Source organism: Micromonospora krabiensis (assembly GCF_900091425.1).
GTDB lineage: Bacteria > Actinomycetota > Actinomycetes > Mycobacteriales > Micromonosporaceae > Micromonospora > Micromonospora krabiensis.
The window spans coordinates 5,764,862-5,786,348 of sequence record NZ_LT598496.1 but is presented as its reverse complement, the minus strand read 5'-3'; the positions used below and the strand labels follow the sequence as shown (position 1 = coordinate 5,786,348).

General features: G+C 74.7%; 17 protein-coding genes. 4 read left to right on the top strand and 13 right to left on the bottom strand.

Annotation, left to right across the window (positions count from 1 at the left end):
- Nucleotides 1-15 precede the first annotated feature (15 nt).
- Complete coding sequence (locus GA0070620_RS26585) at nucleotides 16-270, bottom strand: hypothetical protein (RefSeq protein WP_091595306.1); 255 nt, start codon at nucleotides 268-270, stop codon at nucleotides 16-18.
- Between the two features lie 123 nt (nucleotides 271-393).
- Nucleotides 394-2,553 (bottom strand): ATP-dependent DNA helicase UvrD2, encoded by a 2,160-nt coding sequence (locus GA0070620_RS26580; RefSeq protein ID WP_091595304.1) that lies wholly within the window; start codon nucleotides 2,551-2,553, stop codon nucleotides 394-396.
- Nucleotides 2,554-2,646: 93 nt separating this feature from the next.
- Between GA0070620_RS26580 and GA0070620_RS26575 the strand changes: the two genes are divergently transcribed.
- Nucleotides 2,647-2,889 carry a mycoredoxin gene (locus tag GA0070620_RS26575; protein ID WP_091595302.1) on the top strand — a complete coding sequence of 81 codons (243 nt, stop codon included), beginning with the start codon at nucleotides 2,647-2,649 and terminating at the stop codon, nucleotides 2,887-2,889.
- 83 nt (nucleotides 2,890-2,972) lie between these two features.
- On the opposite strand, the gene GA0070620_RS26570 is transcribed toward GA0070620_RS26575, so the two are convergent.
- A complete protein-coding gene (locus tag GA0070620_RS26570; protein ID WP_091595300.1) occupies nucleotides 2,973-4,283 on the bottom strand; it encodes an MFS transporter in 1,311 nt (436 codons plus the stop codon).
- A gap of 224 nt (nucleotides 4,284-4,507) precedes the next feature.
- Here GA0070620_RS26570 and GA0070620_RS26565 point away from each other — a divergent pair, with 224 nt between their 5' ends.
- The 3 genes from GA0070620_RS26565 to GA0070620_RS26555 all read left to right on the top strand — a co-directional run bounded on the left by GA0070620_RS26565 (nucleotide 4,508) and on the right by GA0070620_RS26555 (nucleotide 6,290).
- On the top strand, nucleotides 4,508-5,488 hold the full coding sequence (locus GA0070620_RS26565) for a helix-turn-helix domain-containing protein (protein WP_091595298.1): 981 nt from the start codon (nucleotides 4,508-4,510) through the stop codon (nucleotides 5,486-5,488).
- A gap of 74 nt (nucleotides 5,489-5,562) precedes the next feature.
- Nucleotides 5,563-5,802: a DUF397 domain-containing protein gene (locus GA0070620_RS26560; protein ID WP_091595296.1), complete on the top strand. Its 240-nt coding sequence runs from the start codon at nucleotides 5,563-5,565 to the stop codon at nucleotides 5,800-5,802.
- A 215-nt stretch (nucleotides 5,803-6,017) separates the two neighbouring features.
- Nucleotides 6,018-6,290, top strand: a complete 273-nt coding sequence (locus GA0070620_RS26555) for a hypothetical protein (RefSeq protein WP_091595294.1) — start codon at nucleotides 6,018-6,020, stop codon at nucleotides 6,288-6,290.
- A gap of 127 nt (nucleotides 6,291-6,417) precedes the next feature.
- Here the strand turns inward: GA0070620_RS26555 and nudC are convergent, their stop codons facing one another.
- From nudC to GA0070620_RS26505, 10 genes are all read right to left on the bottom strand, one after another.
- On the bottom strand, nucleotides 6,418-7,377 hold the full coding sequence (gene nudC / locus GA0070620_RS26550; RefSeq protein ID WP_091595292.1) for an NAD(+) diphosphatase: 960 nt from the start codon (nucleotides 7,375-7,377) through the stop codon (nucleotides 6,418-6,420).
- Entirely contained in the window at nucleotides 7,374-8,702 is a 1,329-nt protein-coding gene (locus GA0070620_RS26545) for a M16 family metallopeptidase (protein WP_091595290.1), read from the bottom strand. The genes nudC and GA0070620_RS26545 overlap by 4 nt, the downstream gene beginning before the upstream one ends.
- Complete coding sequence (locus GA0070620_RS26540; RefSeq protein ID WP_091595289.1) at nucleotides 8,699-10,009, bottom strand: M16 family metallopeptidase; 1,311 nt, start codon at nucleotides 10,007-10,009, stop codon at nucleotides 8,699-8,701. The genes GA0070620_RS26545 and GA0070620_RS26540 overlap by 4 nt, the downstream gene beginning before the upstream one ends.
- A gap of 10 nt (nucleotides 10,010-10,019) precedes the next feature.
- Nucleotides 10,020-11,135: an LLM class flavin-dependent oxidoreductase gene (locus tag GA0070620_RS26535; protein ID WP_091595287.1), complete on the bottom strand. Its 1,116-nt coding sequence runs from the start codon at nucleotides 11,133-11,135 to the stop codon at nucleotides 10,020-10,022.
- A gap of 222 nt (nucleotides 11,136-11,357) precedes the next feature.
- Nucleotides 11,358-11,552 (bottom strand): hypothetical protein, encoded by a 195-nt coding sequence (locus tag GA0070620_RS26530; RefSeq protein ID WP_091599407.1) that lies wholly within the window; start codon nucleotides 11,550-11,552, stop codon nucleotides 11,358-11,360.
- Nucleotides 11,553-11,794: 242 nt separating this feature from the next.
- Nucleotides 11,795-13,147: a DEAD/DEAH box helicase gene (locus tag GA0070620_RS26525; RefSeq protein ID WP_091595285.1), complete on the bottom strand. Its 1,353-nt coding sequence runs from the start codon at nucleotides 13,145-13,147 to the stop codon at nucleotides 11,795-11,797.
- 186 nt (nucleotides 13,148-13,333) lie between these two features.
- Nucleotides 13,334-13,537, bottom strand: a complete 204-nt coding sequence (locus tag GA0070620_RS26520) for a cold-shock protein (RefSeq protein ID WP_091595283.1) — start codon at nucleotides 13,535-13,537, stop codon at nucleotides 13,334-13,336.
- Between the two features lie 198 nt (nucleotides 13,538-13,735).
- Entirely contained in the window at nucleotides 13,736-17,173 is a 3,438-nt protein-coding gene (locus GA0070620_RS26515; RefSeq protein ID WP_091595281.1) for an ATP-dependent helicase, read from the bottom strand.
- Nucleotides 17,174-17,222: 49 nt separating this feature from the next.
- Entirely contained in the window at nucleotides 17,223-20,858 is a 3,636-nt protein-coding gene (locus GA0070620_RS26510; protein ID WP_091595279.1) for an ATP-dependent helicase, read from the bottom strand.
- A gap of 81 nt (nucleotides 20,859-20,939) precedes the next feature.
- Nucleotides 20,940-21,485, bottom strand: coding sequence for an LOG family protein (locus tag GA0070620_RS26505; RefSeq protein ID WP_091595277.1), 546 nt, complete (start codon nucleotides 21,483-21,485; stop codon nucleotides 20,940-20,942).
- Between the last annotated feature and the right edge of the window lie 2 nt (nucleotides 21,486-21,487).

Genomic DNA, 21,487 nt, shown 5'->3' with positions numbered 1-21,487 from the left:
CCGGTGGTCTGGTGGTCAGACCGGTCTACCTCGAGGTGGAACACCGCGGACATCCGTGCGCTTCTTGGCAGCACCGACGCCCATGCCCGTGAAGCCACTGGTCCCCTCGATACCGTTCGGCGCGACGGTCAGGGTCAGCTCGGCCTGAACCTGGACCTGGTGCACCTGCGGAACCGACGGTCGTGGAGCGGCGAGGGCCACCCGGACAGCCGACAGCGGAGCGCGGACGGCAGACAGCGCCGCCGGACGCTCATAGGTGAAGATCTCCATTGGTGCCACCTCCCTCACGTTCCTCGAATCGACTGGACCTGACCCCCGTGAGCAGCGCGAATGACGCCGCTCGCGAGGTGTGTCCTGAGGCTATTCCTCGCCCGGGGGCGAGGGCAAACGAATTTACGACGAGATTTCGAAAGTTTTCTCCGGGCAGACGTCGTCGACCGCCGCACCCCCCACCAGGGCGAGTACGGACTCGCCGTAAAGGCCGAGTTTGCGTGGCCCGATCCCGGCGATGGCGATCAACTCCTCCGCCCGGCCCGGACGCCGCTCGGCCAGCGCGGTCAGCGTGGCGTCGGTGAAGACGACGTACGCGGGAACCTTCTGCGCGCCGGCCACCCGCTGGCGCCACTCGCGCAGCCGCTCGTGCAGCTCCTCATCGATGTCCGAGGGGCAGGTGGCGCAGCGGCCCAGCTTGCGGTCCGGCCCGGCGAGCAGGGTGGCGCCGCAGATCCGGCAGGAGACGATCTGCGTGCGGCGGCGTTCCGGTCGTGCCGCGGGGCCGGAGCCGCGCGCCCGCTCGGCGCCCCCCGACCGGTCGAGCTGGGGCAGGAACCGAGACGGTCGGCGGGCCCGGCCGCCCGGCGAGCGCGCCGCGGCGTACGACAGCCAGAGCCACTCGCGGGCGCGCGTGACGCCGACGTAGAGCAGCCTGCGCTCCTCCTCGACCTGCTCGACGGTCTTCGCGTACGTGGTGGGGAGGGTGCCCTCGGAGAGCCCGACCAGGAAGACGGCGTCCCACTCCAGCCCCTTCGCCGAGTGCAGGGACGCCAGGGTCACGCCCTCCACGGTCGGCACGTGCTGCTGCGCGGCCCGCCGGTGCAGCTCGTCGGTGAAGTCGGCCAGGGTCACCGGGCGCTCCACACTCGCCGCCTCGCCGATCGGCAGGACGGTCGGTGTGGCCGCGTACTCCTCGGCGAGCTGCACCAGCGCGGCGAGGGCCTCCCAGCGCTCGCGGGCGGCACCACCGGCCGGCGGGGCGTCCGGCGCCCAGCCGACCGCCGCCAGTGCCTCGACCACGGCGGCCGGCAGCGGCGTCTCGCCCGGGATGGACCGCGTGGCGGCACGCAGCGCCACCATGGCCTGCCGCACCTCGGCGCGCTCGAAGAAGCGTTCCGCCCCCTGCACCACGTACGGCACCTCGGCCTCGGTGAGTGCCTTCTCGTACGCCTCGGACTGCGCGTTGGTCCGGAACAGCACGGCGATCTCCCGAGCCGGTGTGCCCGCGTCGACGAGCGCCTTCGCGCGCGCGGCGACGGCGTTGGCCTCGGCCGGCTCGTCGGTGAAGATCCGCAGCTCCGGTTCGGGGCCGGGTGGGCGCTGCCCGCGCAGCTCCAGCCGCAACCGGGCCTCGGTGCCCCGCGCCTGTGAGATCACCGCGTTGGCGAGGCCGACCACCTGAGGGGTGGACCGGTAGTCGCGGACCAGCCGGACCACCACGGCGCCGCGGTGCCGGCGCGGAAAGTCGACCAGGTAGGACGAGGTGGCGCCGGTGAAGGAGTAGATCGTCTGGCTGGCGTCGCCGACGACGGTCAGGTCGTCCCGGCCACCGAGCCACGCCTCCAGCAGCCGCTGTTGGAGGGGGTTGACGTCCTGGTACTCGTCGACGACGAAGTGCCGGTACTGCGCGCGCACCTGCTCGGCGACGTCGGCGTGCTCCTCGATGCCCCAGACGGCGGCCCGCAGCATGTCCTCGAAGTCGATCACCCCGTTGCCGCGTTTGATCTTCTCGTACGCGGCGAAGACCTCGGCCACCCGCGCCGGCTCGTGCGGGGTCTCGCGCAGGGCCTTCGCGGCCGCCACCACGTACTCCCCGGGCTCGACCAGCGAGGACTTGGCCCACTCGATCTCACCGGCGAGGTCCCGGGCGACCGCCCGGTCGGTGCGCAGCCCGACCCGGGCGGCGGCGAGGGTGACCAGCCGGACCTTGCTGTCCAGCAGCTCGGGCATGGCCCGGCCGTCGAGCAGCCGGGGCGCGAAGTACCGCACCTGGCGCAGCGCCGCGGCGTGGAAGGTGCGCGCCTGCACACCCGGCACCCCGAGCTGGGTGAGTCGGCTGCGCATCTCGGCGGCGGCGCGGGCGGTGAACGTGACCGCGAGCACGTGCCGGGCGGAGATCTCACCGCTGAGCACCCGGTGGGCGATGCGCGAGGTGATCGCCCGGGTCTTGCCCGTGCCGGCGCCGGCCAGGACGCACACCGGACCGGCCGGCGCGGTTACCGCCGTCCGCTGCTCGGGATCGAGCCCGGCGAGGACGTCGGCGCCTGAGTGAACCACCACAGCCCGGAATTCTCGCAGCCACCCCGGACGTTGCAGCCGTTAGCCTCGGTTTGATCGGCAAGCCGCCGGGCGGAGCAGTTGGAGGATCTGACCATGCTGACGATGTACTCGACCTCGTGGTGCGGCTACTGCCACCGCCTGAAGTCGCAGCTCGACCGTGAGGGCATCGGCTACGAGGTGATCGACATCGAGCGGGACCCGCAGGCCGCTGAGTTCGTGATGAGCGTCAACGGCGGCAACCAGACCGTCCCCACGCTGCGCTTCGCCGACGGCAGCGCGCTCACCAACCCCTCGATCACCCAGGTCAAGCAGCACCTGGCCGGCATCGCCGCCTGACCCCGCAGCACCGGAAGGGGGTGGCCGTCCGAGGGACGGCCGCCCCCTTCCGCGTCCCTCCGCCCACCCCGATGATCATGAAGTTATCGCCGACCGCGTCGGAGTGTCGCGGCAACGACTTCATGATCACCAGGGCGGCGCGGGCGGGGCAGGTGGGTCGCCGGTGGGGGTGGCGGGGGTGGGGGTGGTAGCGGCGGGGGTGGGGCGGTCAGGTGGCGGGAACGCCACAGGTAGGCACCGGCTCCCAGGGTCGCCGCGCCGGTCAGCACGAACAGCAGCCGGTAGTCCAGGACGCCGACCAGCAGCGCTCCGGTGCCGATGGAGATCGCCTGCGGACCGCTGACCATCGCCTCCGCGGCGGCCGTCACCCGGCCCAGCATCCGCGGCGGCGTCCGGCGCTGGACCAGCGTGTTCAGCCCCACCGTGATCAGCGGCAGCGAAACCCCGGCCAGCAGCAGCGCCACGATCCCGAGCCGCAGGTCGGGGTACGCCAGCGCCAGCGCCGCCGGCCCGAAGAAGGCGACGCCGGCGGCGAGTGTGCCCACCTCACCGAGGCGCCGCACCACGGCGGGCGAGCAGAGACCGCCCACCAACCCGCCGAACCCCTGCACGGTCACCAGCACGCCGACGAACGCGGCGTCCCGGCGTAGCCCCTGGTCGACGTACGCGAAGATCAGCGACTCGGTGAAGCCCATCACCAGGGAACCCATCCCGTAGCCGAGCAGCGCACGGCGCAGCGCCGGCTCGCCCGCCAGGTGACGCAGGCCACCGCTCAGGTCCACGAGCCGACGTCGCCCGGGCGGACCGTCCGTCGGGCCGGACGGTGACGGCTCCGTCGTGCGCATCGCGGCGACCACGGCGGCCGCGACCACGAACCCGGCCATGCCGATCAGGCCCAGCGCCACACCGCCGAGTGCCGCGTAGAGGCCGGCCCCGGCCAGGGGACCGACCAGGCGCAGCCCTTGGCGTACGGTCTGCAGCACGCCGTTCGCCTCGGCCAGCAGATCCACCGGCACGACCTGCCGGATGAGCCCGCTGAGCGTGGCGCTGAGCGTCAGGTAGGAGAGCCCGTACAGGGCGGCCACCAGGTAGATGACCCAGACGTCGGCGCGGTCCCGGACCGTGAACAGCGGCGTGAGCAGGAGCGCGGTCACCAGGTTTCCGGCCACGAAGAACGGCCGGCGCGGGTAGCGGTCGACGACCCAGCCGACCAGCGGCGCCAACGCCATCGGCGCGATGATCGCGAAGATGGTGCCGCCGGCCAGCCCGTTCGACCCGGTGAGGTCCTTCACCCAGATGGCGAGCGCAAGCAGCAGGATGGACTCCGCCGCCATGCTGGCCAGCAGCCCGACGAACAAGAGACGGAAGTCGGGACGGCGCAGGACGGTGCGCATGGATCCTCCGGCTGACGGTGGCGCGCCCGGCGGGCGCGGTCGAGGGGGCGCGGCCGTGCGGCACGCCGTCGCCGGTCGTCCGCACCGTTCCACGGTCCTCTTTTCTGCGAGACACGCCCCCGCCGGAAGCTCCGACACCGGCCGCGCCGTCCATACTGACGGTGGGGGGCGAATTTCATACAGTTACCGTCGCGTCGTCGACGGTCGACGGGAAAGAGGACACCGTGCCTCCTGCGTCACCCAGCCCGATCCTGCGTCGCCGCAGGTTGGGCACCGAACTGCGCCGGCTGCGCGAGGCCGCTGGTCTCACCGGGGACCAGGTCATCGAGCGGATCGGCTGGGCCTCCGCGTCCAAGTTGTCCCGCCTGGAGAACGGCCGCAGCCGCCCCGACCCGCAGGACGTCCAGGACCTGCTCCACCTCTACGGGGCCGACGAGGCGCTGCGCAAGGAACTCCTCGGCATCACCGAGGAGGCCGGCGACATGCGGGGTTGGCTGCGGAACTTCCCGGTGATGACCCAGCAGCAGCGCAGCTGGGCCGAGCTGGAGGCGGGCTGCGCGGAGATCTCCGAGTACAACCCGGTGCTCGTGCCGGGGCTGCTCCAGACCCCCGGCTACGCCCGGGTGCGGATCGTGTCGGCCCGGCAGGTCGGCGAGCGGGCCGGCGACCCGGAGCCGACCGAGGAGCCGGAGACCGAGGTCCAGGCCCGGCTGGCCCGACAGTCGCTGCTGACCCGCGAGCCGGACGCGCCGCGCTACACCGCCGTGCTGGAGGAGGCGGCGCTCGGTCGCCGCGCCGGCCCACCGAAGGTGCTCCACGAACAGCTGGAGCAGCTCTGCGAGCTGGCCCTGCTGCCCAACGTCACCCTGCACGTACTTCCGCGCGACACGCCGATCGGCGACTGGTACCTCCCGCCGACCGCGTTCTCCGTCTACCGGTTCGCCGATCCCCTCGATCCGGAGACGGTCGCCATCGAAGGTGGCTTCACCGACGTCATGTCGACCGAGGCAAAAACCCTAAATCGCTATAAAGTGGTGTTCGAGTGGCTATGCACGGCGGCACTTCCCGCCTCGGACACCCTCTCCTGGCTGATCGAGGCGACGGGACGGCTGACCGAGACGGCATCGCCGTCCACAGTGGCGTACGGATCGGCAACGGCGCCGGTTCAACGCCGTCGGCATTCGGGGCGACTGACGGAACGGTGAGTCCACGGGGGACCCTCCGTCGGGGGCGTGCGGCACCACTCGTCCCATCGCAGCGGTTCGATTGGAGCAGAACCATGAACGAGATCCGCGACACCTCGTCCGTCCCCGCCCGGCACCTGGCGGAAGCCCCGTGGCGCAAGAGCACCCGCAGCCAGACCTCCAACTGCGTGGAGGTCGCCCCACTCGGCGCCGCCCCGGCGGTCGTCGCGCTGCGGGACAGCAAGGACCCGAGCGGCCCGGTGCTGCTGTTCAACCGGGCCGGTTGGCTCGGCTTCATCGCCGGAGCGAAGGAGGGCCAGTTCGATCTGGACTGACCCGGGACAGTGGACGGGGCCGTCGGCACGATGCCGGCGGCCCCGTCGCATGTGTCCCCCGGCAGGCCGCTGACCAGCCATCCGCTGATCGGACGACGCTCCACATCAATCGTCGCGTTTCAGTTGCCGAGCCCAATACGCGGCGTAACATGACGACAGAGTGACGTGGAAGTTCCACACCGTCTCATCCAGTCGCGGCTCATCCGGAGACCCACATGCGGTTCCTGATCGTTCGCACCGACATCCGCGCCGTCGCGGACGGGGACATCGCCGCCGCCTGGGCCGGCGGTCACCGCCTGCGGGACGAGACGACCTCCCCCGAGCCCCGCCGGCAGATCGTGCACGCCGAGGACCGCGACGCGGCACTCCTGCTGGCCCGCGCGCTGTCCACCGTGGGTGCGGTGCGCGCCGGCCGGCAGCGCGTCAAGGTGCTGCCGCTGACCGAGCCCGCTCTGGGCCGGTGGGGCCCGAAGGGTCGCACCACCTGAAGACGTCCGTCGTGGCCGACCGGCTCCCCCGCCGTGTTCCTCGCCCACCGACCACGACGGCCCGTGTTCCCGGCCCGTGACCGCCGCGGCAACGACGGTCACGGGCCGGGACCGTGCGCGGCCCCGGTCAGGCCGGCGTCTCCAACCAGCCGTCCAACCAGCGGTGGATCAAGAACAACGCGATCGACGACGCCGGCGGGAGCACCAGCCGGGCACCGCCGCCCACGTCCACCGTCCGCCCCGCCAGCGCGGCGCCGATCTCCCGCCGGGTGAACCAGCGGGCGTACGCGATCTCGGTGGGATCCACCCGCACCGGATGCTCGGGGTCGGCCGTGGCGAGAAAGCCCAGCATCAACGAGCCGGGGAACGGCCAGGCCTGGCTGCCCACGTACGTGATCTTGTCGACCCCGACGCCCACCTCCTCCTGCACCTCCCGCAGGACGGCGGCCTCGGCGGACTCCCCCGGCTCCACGTAACCCGCCAGGCAGGAGAACCGGCGCTCACCCGGGGTGCCCGGCCAGGACGCGTTGTTGCCGAGCAGGCAGCGCCCCTCGGGGCCGTCCACCCCGTCGTGCACCAGCACGATCATCGCCGGGTCGGTACGCGGCCAGATCCGGTCGCCGTTGCGGTCGACGCGGGACCAGCCCGCCTCGTCCATCTCGGTCGGCGTCCCCGTCGCAGCGGAGTACAGGTGCCGCAGGTGCCAGTTCTGCAGGGCCAGCGCGGTGGTGAACAGCCCCGCGTCCCGGTCACTGAGCAGATGACCGACGTCCCGCAGACCGACGGCCCGGGTGCCGGGCAGCTCCGGCAGCGGAACGTCGACCGCGAACATCGGAGTCCCGTCCTCTTCCACACCGAGGAACATCGCGCCCGCCTCGCTGCCCGCCGGCAGGTCACCGGCCCCCAGCAACAGCAGGGGTGGCGGCATCACGCCGGTGCGGACGAGGGTGCGGCCGCCCGCGGTCGAGTCCAGCACCAGCACCCGGCCGCGCAGCCACGCCTCGGCCAACCAGGCCGGGTCGGTGCGGTGGTGCGCGGCCCGGTCGAGCGTCGAGCGGGCCAGCGGCGGGGCGGTCTCCCCGCTCATGCCGACCTCTCGAGCGGTGTCAGCGCGGCCAGCGCCGGGGCGATCCGCTCGGCGTCACCGAGCACCACCGTGACCGCCTTCGCCGGGGCCAGATAGCGCGCGGCCGCCTCGGCGACGTCGGCCACGGTCGCCTTGGCCAGTCGAGCCGCGTGCTCGGCGAGAAAGTCCAGCCGCAGCCCGTTGCCGGCGTACGCGCTGGTCAGCGCCGCCAGACCGGCCTGGGTGGACATCCCCAGCTGGAGGGTGCCCAGGGCGTACTGGCGGGCCTGCTCCAACTCCTCCTCCTTCACCGGGAGCGAGGCGAGCCGACCCAGTTCGTACGTCGTCTCCAGCAGCGCCGGACCGGTCACCTCGGTCGCCACCTCCGCCGCCGCGACCAGCACCGACCCGGCGACGGCGTGCTCGATCAGCGAGTGCGGGCCGTACGTGTAGCCCTTGTCCTCGCGGATGTTCTCCACCCAGCGGGAGGAGAAGTAGCCGCCGAAGACCAGGTTGGCCAGTTGCAGCGGGGCGTGGTCGGGATGGGTGCGGGGCACCGCCGGCAGCGCCACCCGCAGCGACGACTGCACCGAACCCGGCCGGTCGACCAGCAGCAGCGGGCCCGGCTCCAGCGGCGGCGTGGCCGGCAGCACGACGGCGCGACCGGCACCGGTCCACCCGTCGAGCGCCTTCTCGGCCGCGTCCAGCGCCCGCTCCGGCTGCACGTCGCCGACCAGGACGAGCATCCCCTCGGCCGGGTGCACCCGCTCCTCGTGCAGGCGACGCAGCGCCGCGGGCCGCACCGAGCGGACCTCGTCGGGCTCCGGGGTCTGCACCGCGTACGGGTGACGGCCGAAGATCCGCTTCAGCAGCGCGACCCGGGCCAGGTGCGCCGGCTGGCTCTGCGCCACCTGGATCCGGTCGACCAGCCGGTCGCGTTCCGTGGCCACCTCGTCGTTCGGGTAGGTGGCCCCGGTCAGCACCTCGGCGAGGATCTCCAGCATCCGGTCCAGGCCGGTGACCAGGCTCGTGCCGGTGAGCATCAGCCGGTCGGGGTCCACGCCGGCGGAGAGCCCGCCACCGACCTTCTGCAGCTCCGCCGCGATCTGCACGCTGGTCATCGTGGACGTGCCGGAGAGCATGGTCTGCGAGAGCATCGCGCCACGGGCGAGGTGGGTGCGACCGAACGGGATCCAGAGCCGCAGCTCGACCAGGGGCACGGCGGGCCGGCGTACGGCGATCACGGTGAGCCCGTTCGCCAACGTCCGTTCGGCCTGCTTCGGCAGCTTCAGCCTGCGGTTCGGGCCCAGTGGCGGCAGGGTGCGCGGTCCGGACGGGGCGCTCATCGGGCTCCTCCCGCGACGACCTCGACGGACGCGCGGCGCTCCGGCCGCAGGGTGGCGGCGGCGGCGCGTACCTGGTCCTCGGTGACCTCGCCGACCAGCCGGGGCAGCTCGTTCAGGAGGCCCGGCTCGCCGCGTTGCTGTTCCAGCACCGCCATCCGCAGCGCCCGGCCGAGCACCGCGTCGGTGTCCCGCAGCAGGTGCGTGGCCATCCGGGCCTGGGTGCGGGCCAGCTCGCCCTCGGTCAGTCCGTCGGTCGCCAACCGGTCCAGCTCCTCGTCGACGGTCCGCAGCACCTTGTCGACGTCCCCGCCCGGTGGCAGGTGCGCCTGGAGCAGCAGGGCCGTGGGGTCGCGTACGTCGAACGGGTCGCCCATGAACCCGAGGTAGCCGCCCAGGCTGGTCACCGTCCGGTCGCGCTGCACCAGCCGCTCGACCAGCCGCGACGCGTCGCCGTCGGTGAGCACCTCGGCCAGCACCACGTACGGCAGGTAGGCGGCGAAGTCGTCCACCGGGTCCGGTACGCGCCAGGCGCTGGCCACCGCCGGCAGCGGCGCCAGCTTGTCCGTGTACGAGGTGCGCCGCTCAGCGGTGAGGTCGGGCTCGGTGAAGTCGGGCCGCACCGGCGCGGGCCGGGCCGGCACGTCCCCGAAGTGCCGGCCGATCAGCTCGGTCGCCTCGGCCACGTCGAGGTCGCCGCTCACCGCGAGCACCGCGTTGCCGCTGGCGTAGTAGCGGCGGAAGAAGTCGGCCGCGTCGGCGACGGTGGCCGACTCCAGGTCGTCGAAGGAGCCGTAGCCGTCGTGCGCGTTGGGGAAGGTGTCGAACATGACCGGGGGCAGGGTCAGCCAGGGGAACCCGCCGTACGGCCGGTTGAGCACGTTGACCCGGATCTCCTCCTTGACCACGTCGACCTGGTTGCGCAGGTTCTCCTCGGTCAGCCGGGGGCCGCGCATGCGGTCGGCCTCGAGGAAGAGCGCCCGCTCCAGGGCGTTGCTGGGCAGGGTCTCGAAGTAGTCGGTGTAGTCGAGGTGGGTGGAGCCGTTGAAGGTGCCGCCGGCGCCCTGCACGTGCCGGAAGTGGGCGAGCTTCTCCAGGTTCTCCGAGCCCTGGAACATCAGGTGCTCGAAGAGGTGCGCGAAGCCGGTGCGCCCCTCCGGCTCGGACCGGATGCCCACGTCGTAGACCACGGCGACCCCGATGACCGGTGCGCTGCGGTCCGGGCTGAGGACCACCCGTAGGCCGTTGTCGAGGGTGAACCGCTCGACCTGATACTTCGTCGCTGGAATTCTCGATCTCCGCGCCGCCACGGGATCGACCCTAGCGCGTCGGCACCTCGGCCACCGGCGACCTTCCCGGAGCCGCCGCCACCGGGGCCGTCACCCGGGGCAGCACCTCCACGCCGACCCGCTCCGCCTCCTCCCGGTGCGGCCATCCGGAGAGGATGAACTCGTCGATGCCGAGGTCCGCGTACTCGTCGATGCGGGCCGCCACCTCGGCGTAGCTGCCGACCAGGGCGGTGCCCGCGCCCTCGCGGACCAGGCCGACGCCGGCCCAGAGGTTGGGCGCGATGGTGAGCCCGTCGGCCGTCCCGCCGTGCAGCGCCGCCATCCGGGCCTGCCCGACCGAGTCCATCCGGCGGAAGCGCGCCTGGGCGGCGGCGATCCGCTCCGGGCTCATGCCGTCCAGCAGCCGGTCGGCCTCGGCCCACGCCTGGGCGGCGGTGGCCCGGGCGATGACGTGCAGCCGGATGCCGGTCCGCAGGTCGCGGCCGTGTTCGGCGGCGAGCGCGCGGATGCGGGACACCCGCGCGGCGACCGCGGCCGGTGGCTCGCCCCACATCAGGTACGTGTCGGCGTGCCGGGCGGCCACCGCCTCGGCGGCCGGGGAGGCGCCCCCGAAGTAGACCGGCGGCACGTCGGCGAGCGGGGTCGCCAGCCCGCCACCGGCGATCCGGTAGTGGGTGCCGGCGAAGTCGAACGGCTCGCCCCGCCAGCACCGCCGGAGCACCTCGAGGAACTCGTCGGTACGCGCGTAGCGCGCGTCGTGGTCGAGGAAGTCGCCGTACGCGCGCTGCTCGGCGGGGTCACCGCCGGTGACGATGTTGACGGCCAACCGGCCACCGGAGACCGCCTGGAACGCCTCGGCCTGCTGGGCGATCAACGTGGGCAGCGCGAACCCGGCCCGCACCGCGACCAGCATGCCCAGCCGTTCGGTGTGCTGGGCGACCGCCGCGCAGACGATCCACGGGTCGGGGCAGCCGCTGCCGACGGGGGTGAGCACGGCCGTGAACCCAGCCCGCTCGGCGGCCCGGCCGACCTCGGCCAGGTAGGCCACGGTGGCCGCGCGGTCGTGCCGGGCGGCGCCGGCCGTGACGGTCGCCGCACCGACCTGCTGGCTGTCGCCGGAGGTGGGGAGGAACCAGTGGAAGGTCATGGATGCCGCCTCTCCGGGCCGGGCCGTGGACCCTTATCCTATCGAGGCGGTAGGAAAAGCAGACATACCCGAGGCTTCTCGTCCCGGGATGTGGATGGACGGCCCGAGACGGACTCGGCGGGTCCCGCGGCGCCTGCCGCGCCGCGGGACGTGGTCGGGCCGGTGCCCCGCCGGCCCGACCACGCCGCCGGCCGCCCTCGGGCGGCCGTCCACCGGAGCCGGTCAGCCGGCCCGCGTCGCGTCCGGGACCTCACCCGGGCTGCGCAGCTCCACCAGGCCGGCGGGTGCGGGCCCGGCCGGCGTGGCATGCCAGGGCGTGAAGGCCGCGACCATGGCGAGCAACAGCCCGGCGACCGCGACCGCGAGCACCAGGACCAGCTCGCGGACTGCGCCGCCCGGGCCCACGTCGCCCACCATGGTCACCCCCTCCGCGCCGGGCCCCCCGCCCGACGCCATTCCCCGAGGGCAGCATCGACCACGCCGGCGGGCCGTACAGTCGGCCAGCCGACGCACCAGCCGCTGATTACCGACTCAGGGCGCGATCGACCGGGCGCCGGACGCCGACCATCAGGCGACGGCCGGCGGGCCACCGGGCGCCTCGGCGCGGAGCCGGAGCTGCCCGGTGTCCAGGACGGACCCCGGCGTGATCGGCGGGGGTGTCAGGCTCCGCGCGGACGGCGGGGACGCCGCGGGCGTCCCGACGCGCGGTGCGCGGCCCGGCCGGCGCCCGACGCGGTGCCGTCCCCGCTCGCCGGGTCCGCCGTACGGGCAATGGCCGCCGGGACGGAGCGACGGCGGGCGGGCTGGCTGGCCTGCGGGGCGACGATGGTCACCGGCACCCCGGACGGCTCCCGCGCCCCGGTGACCCGCGCCAGGGTGTCGTCGTCCGGGCGCACCGACGCGGACTCCGGATGGATACCGGCGGCCGTCATCAGCCGGGACACGTCCCGGCGCTGCTCCGGCAGCACCAGCGTGACGACGGTGCCGGACTCGCCGGCCCGCGCCGTCCGGCCGCCCCGGTGCAGGTACTCCTTTGCCTCCGTCGGCGGATCCACGTTGACCACCAGGTCCAGCCCGTCGACGTGGATGCCCCGGGCCGCCACGTCGGTGGCGACCAGCGCGGTCACCTGCCCGCTACGGAACTGCTCCAGGATCCGGGTGCGCTGGGGCTGCGACTTGCCACCGTGCAGGGCGGCGGCGCGTACGCCCTTGGCCAACAGCTGGCGGGCGAGCCGGTCGGCGCGGTGCTTGGTGCCCATGAACAGGATGGTGCGGCCCTCGCGGGCGGCGATGCGGGTCAGCGCGGCCGGCTTGTCCGCCGCGTCGACGTGCAGCACGTGGTGCGTCATCGCGGTGACGGTCGCGGTGCCCGGGTCGACCGAGTGCGACACCGGGTCGGTGAGGAACCGGCGGACCAGGCGGTCCACGCCGCCGTCGAGGGTCGCCGAGAAGAGCATCCGCTGCCCGTCCGGGGCGACCTGTGCCAGCAGCTTCGTGACCTGCGGCAGGAAGCCCATGTCGGCCATCCGGTCGGCCTCGTCCAGCACGGTCGTCCGCACCTCGTCCAGACGGACGTCGCCCCGGTCGATCAGGTCGTGCAACCGGCCGGGGGTCGCCACGACCACCTCGGCGCCGGCGCGCAGCGTGTCCGCCTGACGCTGCAACGACAGGCCACCGACGACGGTCGCGCAGCGCAGCCGGACGGCGCGGGCGTACGGGGCCAGCGCGGTGGTCACCTGCTGGGCCAGCTCGCGGGTCGGCACCAGGATCAGCGCCAGCGGACGGCCGGGCCGGGCGCGGTGACCCGCGGTGCGGTGCAGCAGCGGGAGCCCGAAGGCGAGGGTCTTGCCGGAGCCGGTGCGGCCCCGGCCGAGCACGTCGCGACCGGCGAGCGAGTCGGGCAGGGTCGCGGACTGGATCGGGAAAGGTTCGGTGATGCCCTGCGCCGACAGGGCGGCGAGCAGGTCGGGAGCGAGCCCGGTGTCGGCGAACGACGGGACGACGGTAGCCATGGGAGGCCTTCCTCAGGGCGGCACGTGTCGAGGAAGGCGCCCAGGGGGCGCTGTCGCCGACACGGTGGCCGGCGGTCGCAAGCACGAACCGAAGGGAGTACGGGGGCCGGTCCGCCGTACGACGACGAACCGACCCCCGTCACCGCGCCCGGCTGGGCCCGGTGGATGGTGCGGTGGTGCCGGAGATCAGAGCGGGCGGATGTTCTCCGCCTGCGGGCCCTTCTGGCCCTGGGTCACGTCGAACTCGACGCGCTGGTTCTCGTCCAGGCTCCGGTAGCCGGAGGACTGGATCGCCGAGAAGTGGGCGAAGACGTCGGCGCCGCCGCCGTCCGGGGTGATGAAGCCGAAGCCCTTGTCAGCGTTGAACCACTTGACGGTGCCAATTGCCATGTGTTTCGTCTCCTTGACGGAACGCCCGACCCGCACCTGTTGCGGGCCGGAGAGTGAGCGCGCACGCGAACGCGTGCCTCGCCTGTCGCTGCTGGTCGCCCCGCCCGGAGAACTCCGGACACAACAAAGAGCGCCTGGGGCCACAATCCGCCAGGCGCACACAGAGTCTCTGGTAACCAAAACTGCAACAGCACCAACCTACCACGACCGGACGTCCGTTCGCGCGGTTTCCGGCACAGTGGTGATGAGAGCGGTGAGCCCCGCCACGTCGAGCAGGTCGGTCGGCCGGACGGTGACCCCGTCCCGGACGTAGTGGAAGGCGGCACCGACCCGGTCGACCGGCACCCCGGACAGCTCCGCCCAGGCAAGTCGGTAGACCGCCAACTGCACGGCGGCCACCTCGGCGGCCGCCCCGGTGGGCTGCGCGCCGGTCTTCCAGTCCACCACGTCGAAGCGCCCACCCGGCCGCGCGAAGACGGCGTCCATCCGGCCGCGGACCACCACCCCGGCGATCACCGTGGCGAACGGCACCTCCACCTCCACCGGCACCCGCTCGGCCCATTCGCTGGCCAGGAAGCGCTCCTGGAGCTCGGCGAGCGCCTCGTCGGGCGCCGCGTCCGCGTCGGCGGCACCGGGCAGCTCGTCCAGGTCGAGCAGCCGGTCCGCCCCGAACCGCTGCTCCAGCCAGGTGTGGAAGGCGGTCCCCCGCCGGGCGTACGGGTTCGGCTCGGTCGGCATCGGACGGCGCAGCGAGCGGGCCAGCGCGGCCGGGTCGCGGCGCAGCGTCACCAGCTGGGTGACCGTCAGGTGCCCCGGCAACCCCACCTCGACGGCCCCGGCGGACCGGGTCAGCTCGGCCCGCTCCGCCAGCAGCAGGTCGGTCTCCCGCCGCCACCGCGCCACCTCGGGGTCGTCCGCCAGCGGGTCCGGCAGCGCGTCCGCCGGTTCGGTGTCGGTGTCGTCCGACGTCGGGTCGGCCCGCGCGATCGCGGCCCGGGCCGCGTCCGGGCCCTCGGTCAGAAACCGTCGGACCAGCGCGGCCGCCTCGGTCAACGCGGGACGGCGCGCGCCGAGCGGATCGGCCGGCCACTCCGCCCGGAGCACCACCTCCGTGGTCGGGTTCACCGCGTCCGGCGCCGGTTCGGGGGTCCACACGTCGACCAGGTGGCCGGGCCCGCCGTCGGCGCACGCGTCGTACACCTCCCGGAGGAACACCGACGGGCCGCGCGGGCGCTTGGTCCCCTCCCCCCACCAGTACCCGGAGCAGAGCAGCAGCCGGCGCGGCCGGGTCACCGCGACGTACGCCAGCCGCCGCTCCTCGCGCTCGTCGTGCGCCCGCCACGCGTCGCCGAAGTCGGCGAGCGCACGGGCCACGCCGCGCTGGTCGGACACCTCGGCGAGATCCAGCCGGGGCAGCCCGTCGGCGTCGCCGCGCAGCGGGAACGGCAGCACACCCAACCCGCCCAGCCAGTGGTCCGAGCCGCGCACCGGGCCGGGCCAGACACCGCGGCTGAGCCCCGCGACCGCCACCACGTCCCACTCCAGGCCCTTGGCCGCGTGCGCGGTGAGCACCTGCACCGCCCCCTCGACCACCTCGACCTCGCCCGGGGTGAGGCCGCGCTCCTCGTCCTCGGCTGCGGCGAGGAAGGCGAGGAACGCCGACAGGGTCGCGCCCGGCGTCTCCCCGCTGAACCGGGCCGCGACGTCGGCGAGCGCGTCCAGGTGGCCGCGGGCCAGGCCCGCGTCGCCGGCGCCGTCCCGCCCGGCGCGGACCGCCACCTCCACGTCCAGGCCGGTGGTCCGCTCGACGTCCGCGATCAGCTCCGGCAGGGGCTGGTCCAGGCGGTAGCGGAGCAGGGCCAACTCCCGGCCGTACGCGCGCAGCCGGGTGTAGCCCTCGGCCGAGTAGGCCTGCGCCGGCCCGAGGTCGGCCAGCGCCTCCACCAGCGTCGCCTCGTCCAACTGGTCCGGGACGATCTCCGGGCCGCCGTCCCCGGCGAGCTGCCGCCGACCGGCCGCGATGGCCCGGGCGCGCCGGTGCAGGGCCACCAGGTCCCGCGGCCCGATCCGCCACCGCGCGCCGGTCAGCAGCCGCAGCAGCGCCGCGCCGTCGGTCGGGTCGGCCAGCACCCGCAACGTGCAGACGACGTCGCGTACCTCCGGGGTGTCCAGCAGCCCGCCCAGCCCCACCACCTCGACGGGCAGCCCCCGATCCCGCAGCGCCGACTCGATCGCCGGGATCTGACTGCGGACGCGGACCAGCACCGCGGTCGTCGGGCGTCGCGTCACCGGAATGTGCTCGGGCAGCGCGCCGGGCATCCGGGCGGCGCCACGCCAGGCGGCCAGCACGCTGTCGGCGATCCAGGCCGCCTCGTCGGCGTACGTCTCCAGGAGCGCGCAGTGCACGGTGCCGGCGGCGGCGCCGCGCGGGCTGCGGTGCGGGATCGGGTCCCGGACGGTGTGCGCCGGTCGCAGCTCCGCCACCCGGGCGCCAGCGGCGCGCAGTGGGGTGGCCAGGGCGTTCGCCACCCCGAGAATCTCGGGGCGGTTGCGCCAACTGGTGGTGAGGCCGAGCACGGGCGCGGGCGTGCCGTCCGGCCGGGGAAACTCGGCGGGGAACCGGTCGAGGGTGCCGGCCGACGCGCCACGCCAGCCGTAGATCGACTGGCACGGGTCGCCCACCGCGGTCACCGGGTGCCCGCCGCCGAAGAGCGCGTTGAGCAGCACCACCTGGGCGTGGCTCGTGTCCTGGTACTCGTCGAGCAGCACCACCCGGAACCGGTCCCGCTCGACCACGCCGACCGCCGGGTGGTCCCGGGCGACCCGGGCCGCCCGGGCCAGCTGGTCGGCGAAGTCCATCGCCTCGAAGTCCTCCTTGCGCCGCGCGTACGCCCGGACCAGCGGCAACAGGCGCAGCCGGGCCTGCTGGAGCGTGAGCGCCCGGCGCACGTCGGCGTACACCCGGCCGGGGTGGGTCTGCACCTCGGCGAAGAAGCGTCCCGTCCAGGCGGCCAGGTCGTCCGGGTCGACGAGGTGCTCGTCCAGCTCGCCGGCGAGGGCGAGCACCGCGTCGGTGATCGTGCTCGGCATCCGGTCCACGTCGGACATGTCGCCGTCGTAGTTGCGGACCAGCAGGTCGACCAACTGCCAGCGGGACGCCTCGGTGAGCAGCCGGGTGGAGGGTTCGTAACCGGCGCGCAGACCGTGCTCGGTGACGATGCGCCCGGCGTACGAGTGGTAGGTCGCCACCGTCGGCTCGCCGGCGAGGGGATCGTCCAGCGGATTCCGGTCCCGCCGCCCGAGCCGGCGGATCAGCTGGTCGAGCCTCGTGCGTACGCGGTGCGCCAGCTCGCCGGCCGCCTTGCGGGTGAAGGTCAGACCGAGCACCTGCTCGGGCCGGACGTACGAGTTGGCGACCAGCCACACCACCCGGGCGGCCATCGTCTCGGTCTTGCCCGATCCGGCGCCCGCGACCACCAGCAGCGGCTCCACCGGCGCGGCGATGATCGCGGCCTGCTCCCGGGTGGGTGCGGGAAGCCGCAGCAGCCTGGCCAGCTCGACCGGCGTGTACCGGGGGCCGGCGTCGGCCACCCGGGGTGCCGGGCTCGCGGCCCCGAACAGGGCGGGTTGGGTCACGGTGCGTTCCTCGGTCGCGGCCGCGGGACGCGCGACTCGCTCCCCGCGTTCACGGCGTGTCCCCCGGCTCGTCCCGGCGGACGGCCGGTGGTTCGACCACCTGGCGGCCCTGACCGGAGACCGGGCAGCTGGTCCGCACCGGGCAGACCCGGCACTTCGCGTTGGCGACCGCGGCGAAGGTGGCGGCGGCCATCGTATCGGCGGTGCGCCGCACCAGAGCGGTCGCCCAGCCCGCCTCCGGCCCCTCGCCGGGCGGCGGTTGGCTCTGCTCCTTCGCGTCCCTGGCGGTCGTGCCGAGCTGCACCAGGGCGGCGCCCCCGGACTCGTCACCGAAGTCGGCGAACGCCCCCGCCTCCACCGCCGCCTGGTAGGCGCCGAGCTGCGGGTGCTCCGCGAGGTCACTGCCGGTGACCGAGGTCGACTTGCCGGTCTTCAGGTCGACCACCACCAGCCGGCCGTCGGCGTCGACCTCCAGCCGGTCCACCCGACCGGCCAGCTCGACCGGACGGGTCGGGTCGTCGAGCCGGACCGCGAACTCGTGCTCGATCGCGAGCAGCCGGCGGGGGTTGACGGCCAGCCAGCGCAGCAGCTTGTCGACCATCGCCTCGGCCCGGGACCGCTCCGGCCCGGCCATCCAGCGGGCGGCCAGCTCGATCGCGTCGAACCGGGCGGCCACGTAGTCGAGCAGGGTGCCCCGGTCGGCGCTGGCGTCCTCGGCGAGCATCGCGGCGGCGTGCACGAGGTTGCCCACGCCCTGCGCGGCGGTCGCCGGTGCGCTGCCGCCGTGCCGCTCCAGCAGCCACCGCAGGCTGCACCGCAGCGCGCTCTCCATCGCCGACGGGGTGACCCGGACCGGCTCGCCCTCGTCCACCAGGGGTCGGTCGTCGGAGAGCCCGCGCAGCCCCCACCAGTCGTCCGGGTGCGCGCCGGAAACGCCGGCGGCCGCCAGCCGCGCCAACTCGGCCGCCGCGGCGCGCCGCCGGGCGTACGGGGCGGCCGGGTCCACGACCGCCGTACGCAGCTCCGCCACCAGCGCCGGCAGCGTCAGCGCCCGGGGCGGTCGGGTGATCGGCAGCACGCCGGGACGGGTCGGCTCGTCGCCGTCCTCGTCGCCGGTGGCGGCAGCATCTCGTGGCGCGGCGGTGCCCGGGTGCGCTGCCGGGTCGGGCGGTGCCGTGCGGTGCCGCGGCGCGACGGTGCCCGGTGACGCGGCGCCGTCCCGTGGCGCGGCGCCGTCGGCGTCCGGCACGGCAGCACCGCCGTCCGGGGCGGATCGTGGGCCGGGCGGAGTCGGCTCGGGACCGTCGTCCGGGCCGGGCGGGGCGTCGCCCGGCGGCGCGGTGGGCCGGAGTTCGTGCAGGAATCGGCTGGGCTGTTCCTCGTGGTCGTCGCCGCCCACGGCGGCTGAGGCGACCGCGCTGACCAGGAGCCGGCGGCGCGCCCGGGTCACCGCGACGTGGAACAGCCGTCGTTCCTCGTCGAGCAGCGCCGACGTCTGGCCGACCACCGTGGCCACCCCACCGGCGTCGACGGCCCGCCCGGCCAGCACGTCGACCAGCCGTTCGGAGCCGAGCAGGCTGCCGCGCAGCCGCAGGTCCGGCCAGACACCCTCCTGGACCCCGGCCACGGCGACCAGGTCCCACTCCAGGCCCTTCGCGGCGTGGGCGGTGAGCAGCCGGACCGCGTCGCCACGGTCGGCGGTGGGTGCGAGTGTGTCGGCCGGCAGGTCCTGCGCGAGGACGTGGTCGAGGAAGACCTCGGTGCGCGCGCCGGGCAGCCGGTCGGTGAACCGCGCGGCCGCGTCGAAGAGCACCATCACCGCGTCGAGGTCCCGGTCGGCGGCCTCGGCCCGGCGCCGCCGCGCGAGGTCGCCCTCGCCGGCCACCGGCCGACCCTGGACGATCGCACCGGCCCACCGCTCGGCCAGGCCGCTGGCCTGCCACACCGCCCAGAGCACGTCCTCCGCCGTGGCGCCGGGACGGGCCGCCGCCTCCCGCGCCGTGGCGAGCAGCCCGGCCACCGCCTGCGCCGGCTCGGCCCACCGCCGGTCGATCGCGGCCAGCTCGGCCGGGTCGCGCAACGCCTCGACGATCAGCTCGCCGGAGGGGCGCCGGTCGCCACCGGCGAGCGCGAGGGCGCGCAGGCCCTGCCGCAGCCGCCGCTCGGCGAGGGGGTCGGCGCCGCCCAGCGGCGAGTGGAGCAACGCGACGGCCGCCTCCTCGTCCAACTGTTCCGGCGACAGGGCGCAGCGCAGCAGGAGCAGGAGCGGGGCGACCGCCGGTTGCAGGTGCAGCGGCAGGTCCTCGCCGTGCACGACGGTCGGCACGCCCGCCGCGTGCAGGGCCCGCTGGAGGCTGGGCAGTTGCAGCGCGGTCGACCGGACCAGCACCGCCATCTCGGACCAGGGCACCCCGTCGAGCAGGTGCGCCGACCGCAGCGTGTGTGCCAGCCAGGCGGCCTCGCTGGTGCCCGACCGGAAGGTGTGGACCTCGACCGCGCCGGGTGGCGCGTCGGGCAGCGGACGCAGCCGGCGGTGCCGCGCCGGGCCCCGCAGCCGCCGCGCCACGCCGGCCGTCGCGGTCAGCAGCTCCGGGCCGGCCCGGTAGGAGGTGGAGAGCAACACCTGTGCCGCGGGCGCCCCGGAGGCCGTCCGGAACCGGTGCGGGAAGCTGGTGACCCCGGCCGGGTCGGCGCCGCGGAACGCGTACGTGGACGAGTCGGGGTCGGCGAAGGCCACCAGCGGCTTGCCCCCACCCGCCACCACGGCGAGCAGGTCGAGCTGGGCGGGATCGGTGTCGGCGAGTTCGTCGACGTAGACGTACGCCAACCGGCGCCGCTCGGCGGCCAACAGCTCCTCGTCGTCGCGCAGCATGCCGGTGGCGGCCCGCACCAGCTCGGCCGGGTCGTACGCGATCGAACCGCGGTTGCTCACGTCCCGCAGGGCGAGCACCGCCACGTACTCCCGGATGAAGCGCGCGGCGGCCGGCCAGTCGGCACGACCCAGCTTTTCTCCGAGGCGGGCCAGCTCGACCGGGCCCACCCCGCGCTCGGCGGCGCGCATCAGCAGGTCCCGCAGCTGGGCGGCGAAGGCGCGGGTGCGCAGCGCCGGGCGCAGGTCCTCGGGCCAGCCGACCGGGTCGTCCTCCGGCTCCTCGCCGACCACGTCGAGCAGCTCACGGATGATCAGATCCTGTTCGGGACCGGTGAGCAGCCGGGGCGAAGGCTCCCCCCGCTCGGCTGCCGCGCGGCGGAGCAGCCCGAAGGCGTACGCCGGGAAGGTGCGGACCAGCGGCTCCCGCAGGACGCGGTGACCGTCGCGGGCGACGCGCGCCTCGATGCGGTGCCGCAGCTCGGTGGCGCCCCGGCGGCTGAAGGTCAGCACCAGGACGCGTTCCGGGTCGACCCCCTCGGCCACCCGGGCGGCGACCGCCTCGACGAGCGTGCCGGTCTTGCCGGTGCCCGGACCGCCGACGACCAGCATCGGTCCGTCGGTGTGCCCGACCACCTCGGCCTGCACGGCGTCGTCCCGCCACGACCGCGCCCCACCACGCGCACCGCCACCGGCCGCCGGCTGCCCCGCACCCTCGGCCGCCGCAGGCTGCCCGACACCGTCGGCCGTCCCGAAGGACCGGCCGAGCCCGTCGGTCGGCCGCAGGGGCCGACGCACCAATCGGTACGCCTGCATCAGCTCATCCCACCACGCCCGTACGACACCTCCCGCACGCCACCCCGCCCACCCGCCGGCCGGGGACAAGCCCGAGCGGGGTCAGGACAGGTGGGACTCCAGGGCGGCCAGGGCAGCGGGGACGGAGTCGACGACGGTGAGCAGGCCGAGACCCGCCGGCTTGAGGAAGTGCTGGTCGGTCAGCGTGGCCAGCCAGTCCAGCAACGGCCGGTAGAAGCCGTCCGCGTCGACCAGGACCATCGGCTTGCCGTGCAGGGCGAGGGTCGCCGTCGTCCAGACCTCGAACAACTCGTCCAGCGTGCCCAGGCCGCCGGGCAGGGTGAGGAACGCGTCCGACTTGTCGATCATCAGGGTCTTGCGGCTCGCCATCGAGTCGGTGATCAGCAACTCGTCCGACTTCAGGTCGGCGACCTCCAGGTCGACCAGCGCCTGGGGGATCACGCCCACCGTCCGGCCGCCCGCCGCCCGGGCGCCGTCCACCAGCGCGCCCATCATGCCGACGCAGCCGCCGCCGCTGACCACGGTGTGCCCGCGTCGGGCGATCTCGGCGCCGGTGTCGGCCGCGAGCCGCAGCCAGCGGTCGTCGAGCGTACGGGAGGAGGCGCAGAACACGCAGATCGCGGCCATCG

What these genes read in the sequence shown, in the direction of transcription:
- GA0070620_RS26585 (WP_091595306.1), bottom strand. Translation starts at nt 270, where the DNA reads ATGGAGATCTTCACCTATGAGCGTCCGGCGGCGCTGTCTGCCGTCCGC.
- GA0070620_RS26575 (WP_091595302.1), top strand. Translation starts at nt 2,647, where the DNA reads ATGCTGACGATGTACTCGACCTCGTGGTGCGGCTACTGCCACCGCCTG.
- GA0070620_RS26570 (WP_091595300.1), bottom strand. Translation starts at nt 4,283, where the DNA reads ATGCGCACCGTCCTGCGCCGTCCCGACTTCCGTCTCTTGTTCGTCGGG.
- GA0070620_RS26560 (WP_091595296.1), top strand. Translation starts at nt 5,563, where the DNA reads ATGAACGAGATCCGCGACACCTCGTCCGTCCCCGCCCGGCACCTGGCG.
- GA0070620_RS26555 (WP_091595294.1), top strand. Translation starts at nt 6,018, where the DNA reads ATGCGGTTCCTGATCGTTCGCACCGACATCCGCGCCGTCGCGGACGGG.
- nudC (WP_091595292.1), bottom strand. Translation starts at nt 7,377, where the DNA reads ATGAGCGGGGAGACCGCCCCGCCGCTGGCCCGCTCGACGCTCGACCGG.
- GA0070620_RS26545 (WP_091595290.1), bottom strand. Translation starts at nt 8,702, where the DNA reads ATGAGCGCCCCGTCCGGACCGCGCACCCTGCCGCCACTGGGCCCGAAC.
- GA0070620_RS26535 (WP_091595287.1), bottom strand. Translation starts at nt 11,135, where the DNA reads ATGACCTTCCACTGGTTCCTCCCCACCTCCGGCGACAGCCAGCAGGTC.
- GA0070620_RS26530 (WP_091599407.1), bottom strand. Translation starts at nt 11,552, where the DNA reads ATGGTGGGCGACGTGGGCCCGGGCGGCGCAGTCCGCGAGCTGGTCCTG.
- GA0070620_RS26525 (WP_091595285.1), bottom strand. Translation starts at nt 13,147, where the DNA reads ATGGCTACCGTCGTCCCGTCGTTCGCCGACACCGGGCTCGCTCCCGAC.
- GA0070620_RS26520 (WP_091595283.1), bottom strand. Translation starts at nt 13,537, where the DNA reads ATGGCAATTGGCACCGTCAAGTGGTTCAACGCTGACAAGGGCTTCGGC.
- GA0070620_RS26510 (WP_091595279.1), bottom strand. Translation starts at nt 20,858, where the DNA reads ATGCAGGCGTACCGATTGGTGCGTCGGCCCCTGCGGCCGACCGACGGG.
- GA0070620_RS26505 (WP_091595277.1), bottom strand. Translation starts at nt 21,485, where the DNA reads ATGGCCGCGATCTGCGTGTTCTGCGCCTCCTCCCGTACGCTCGACGAC.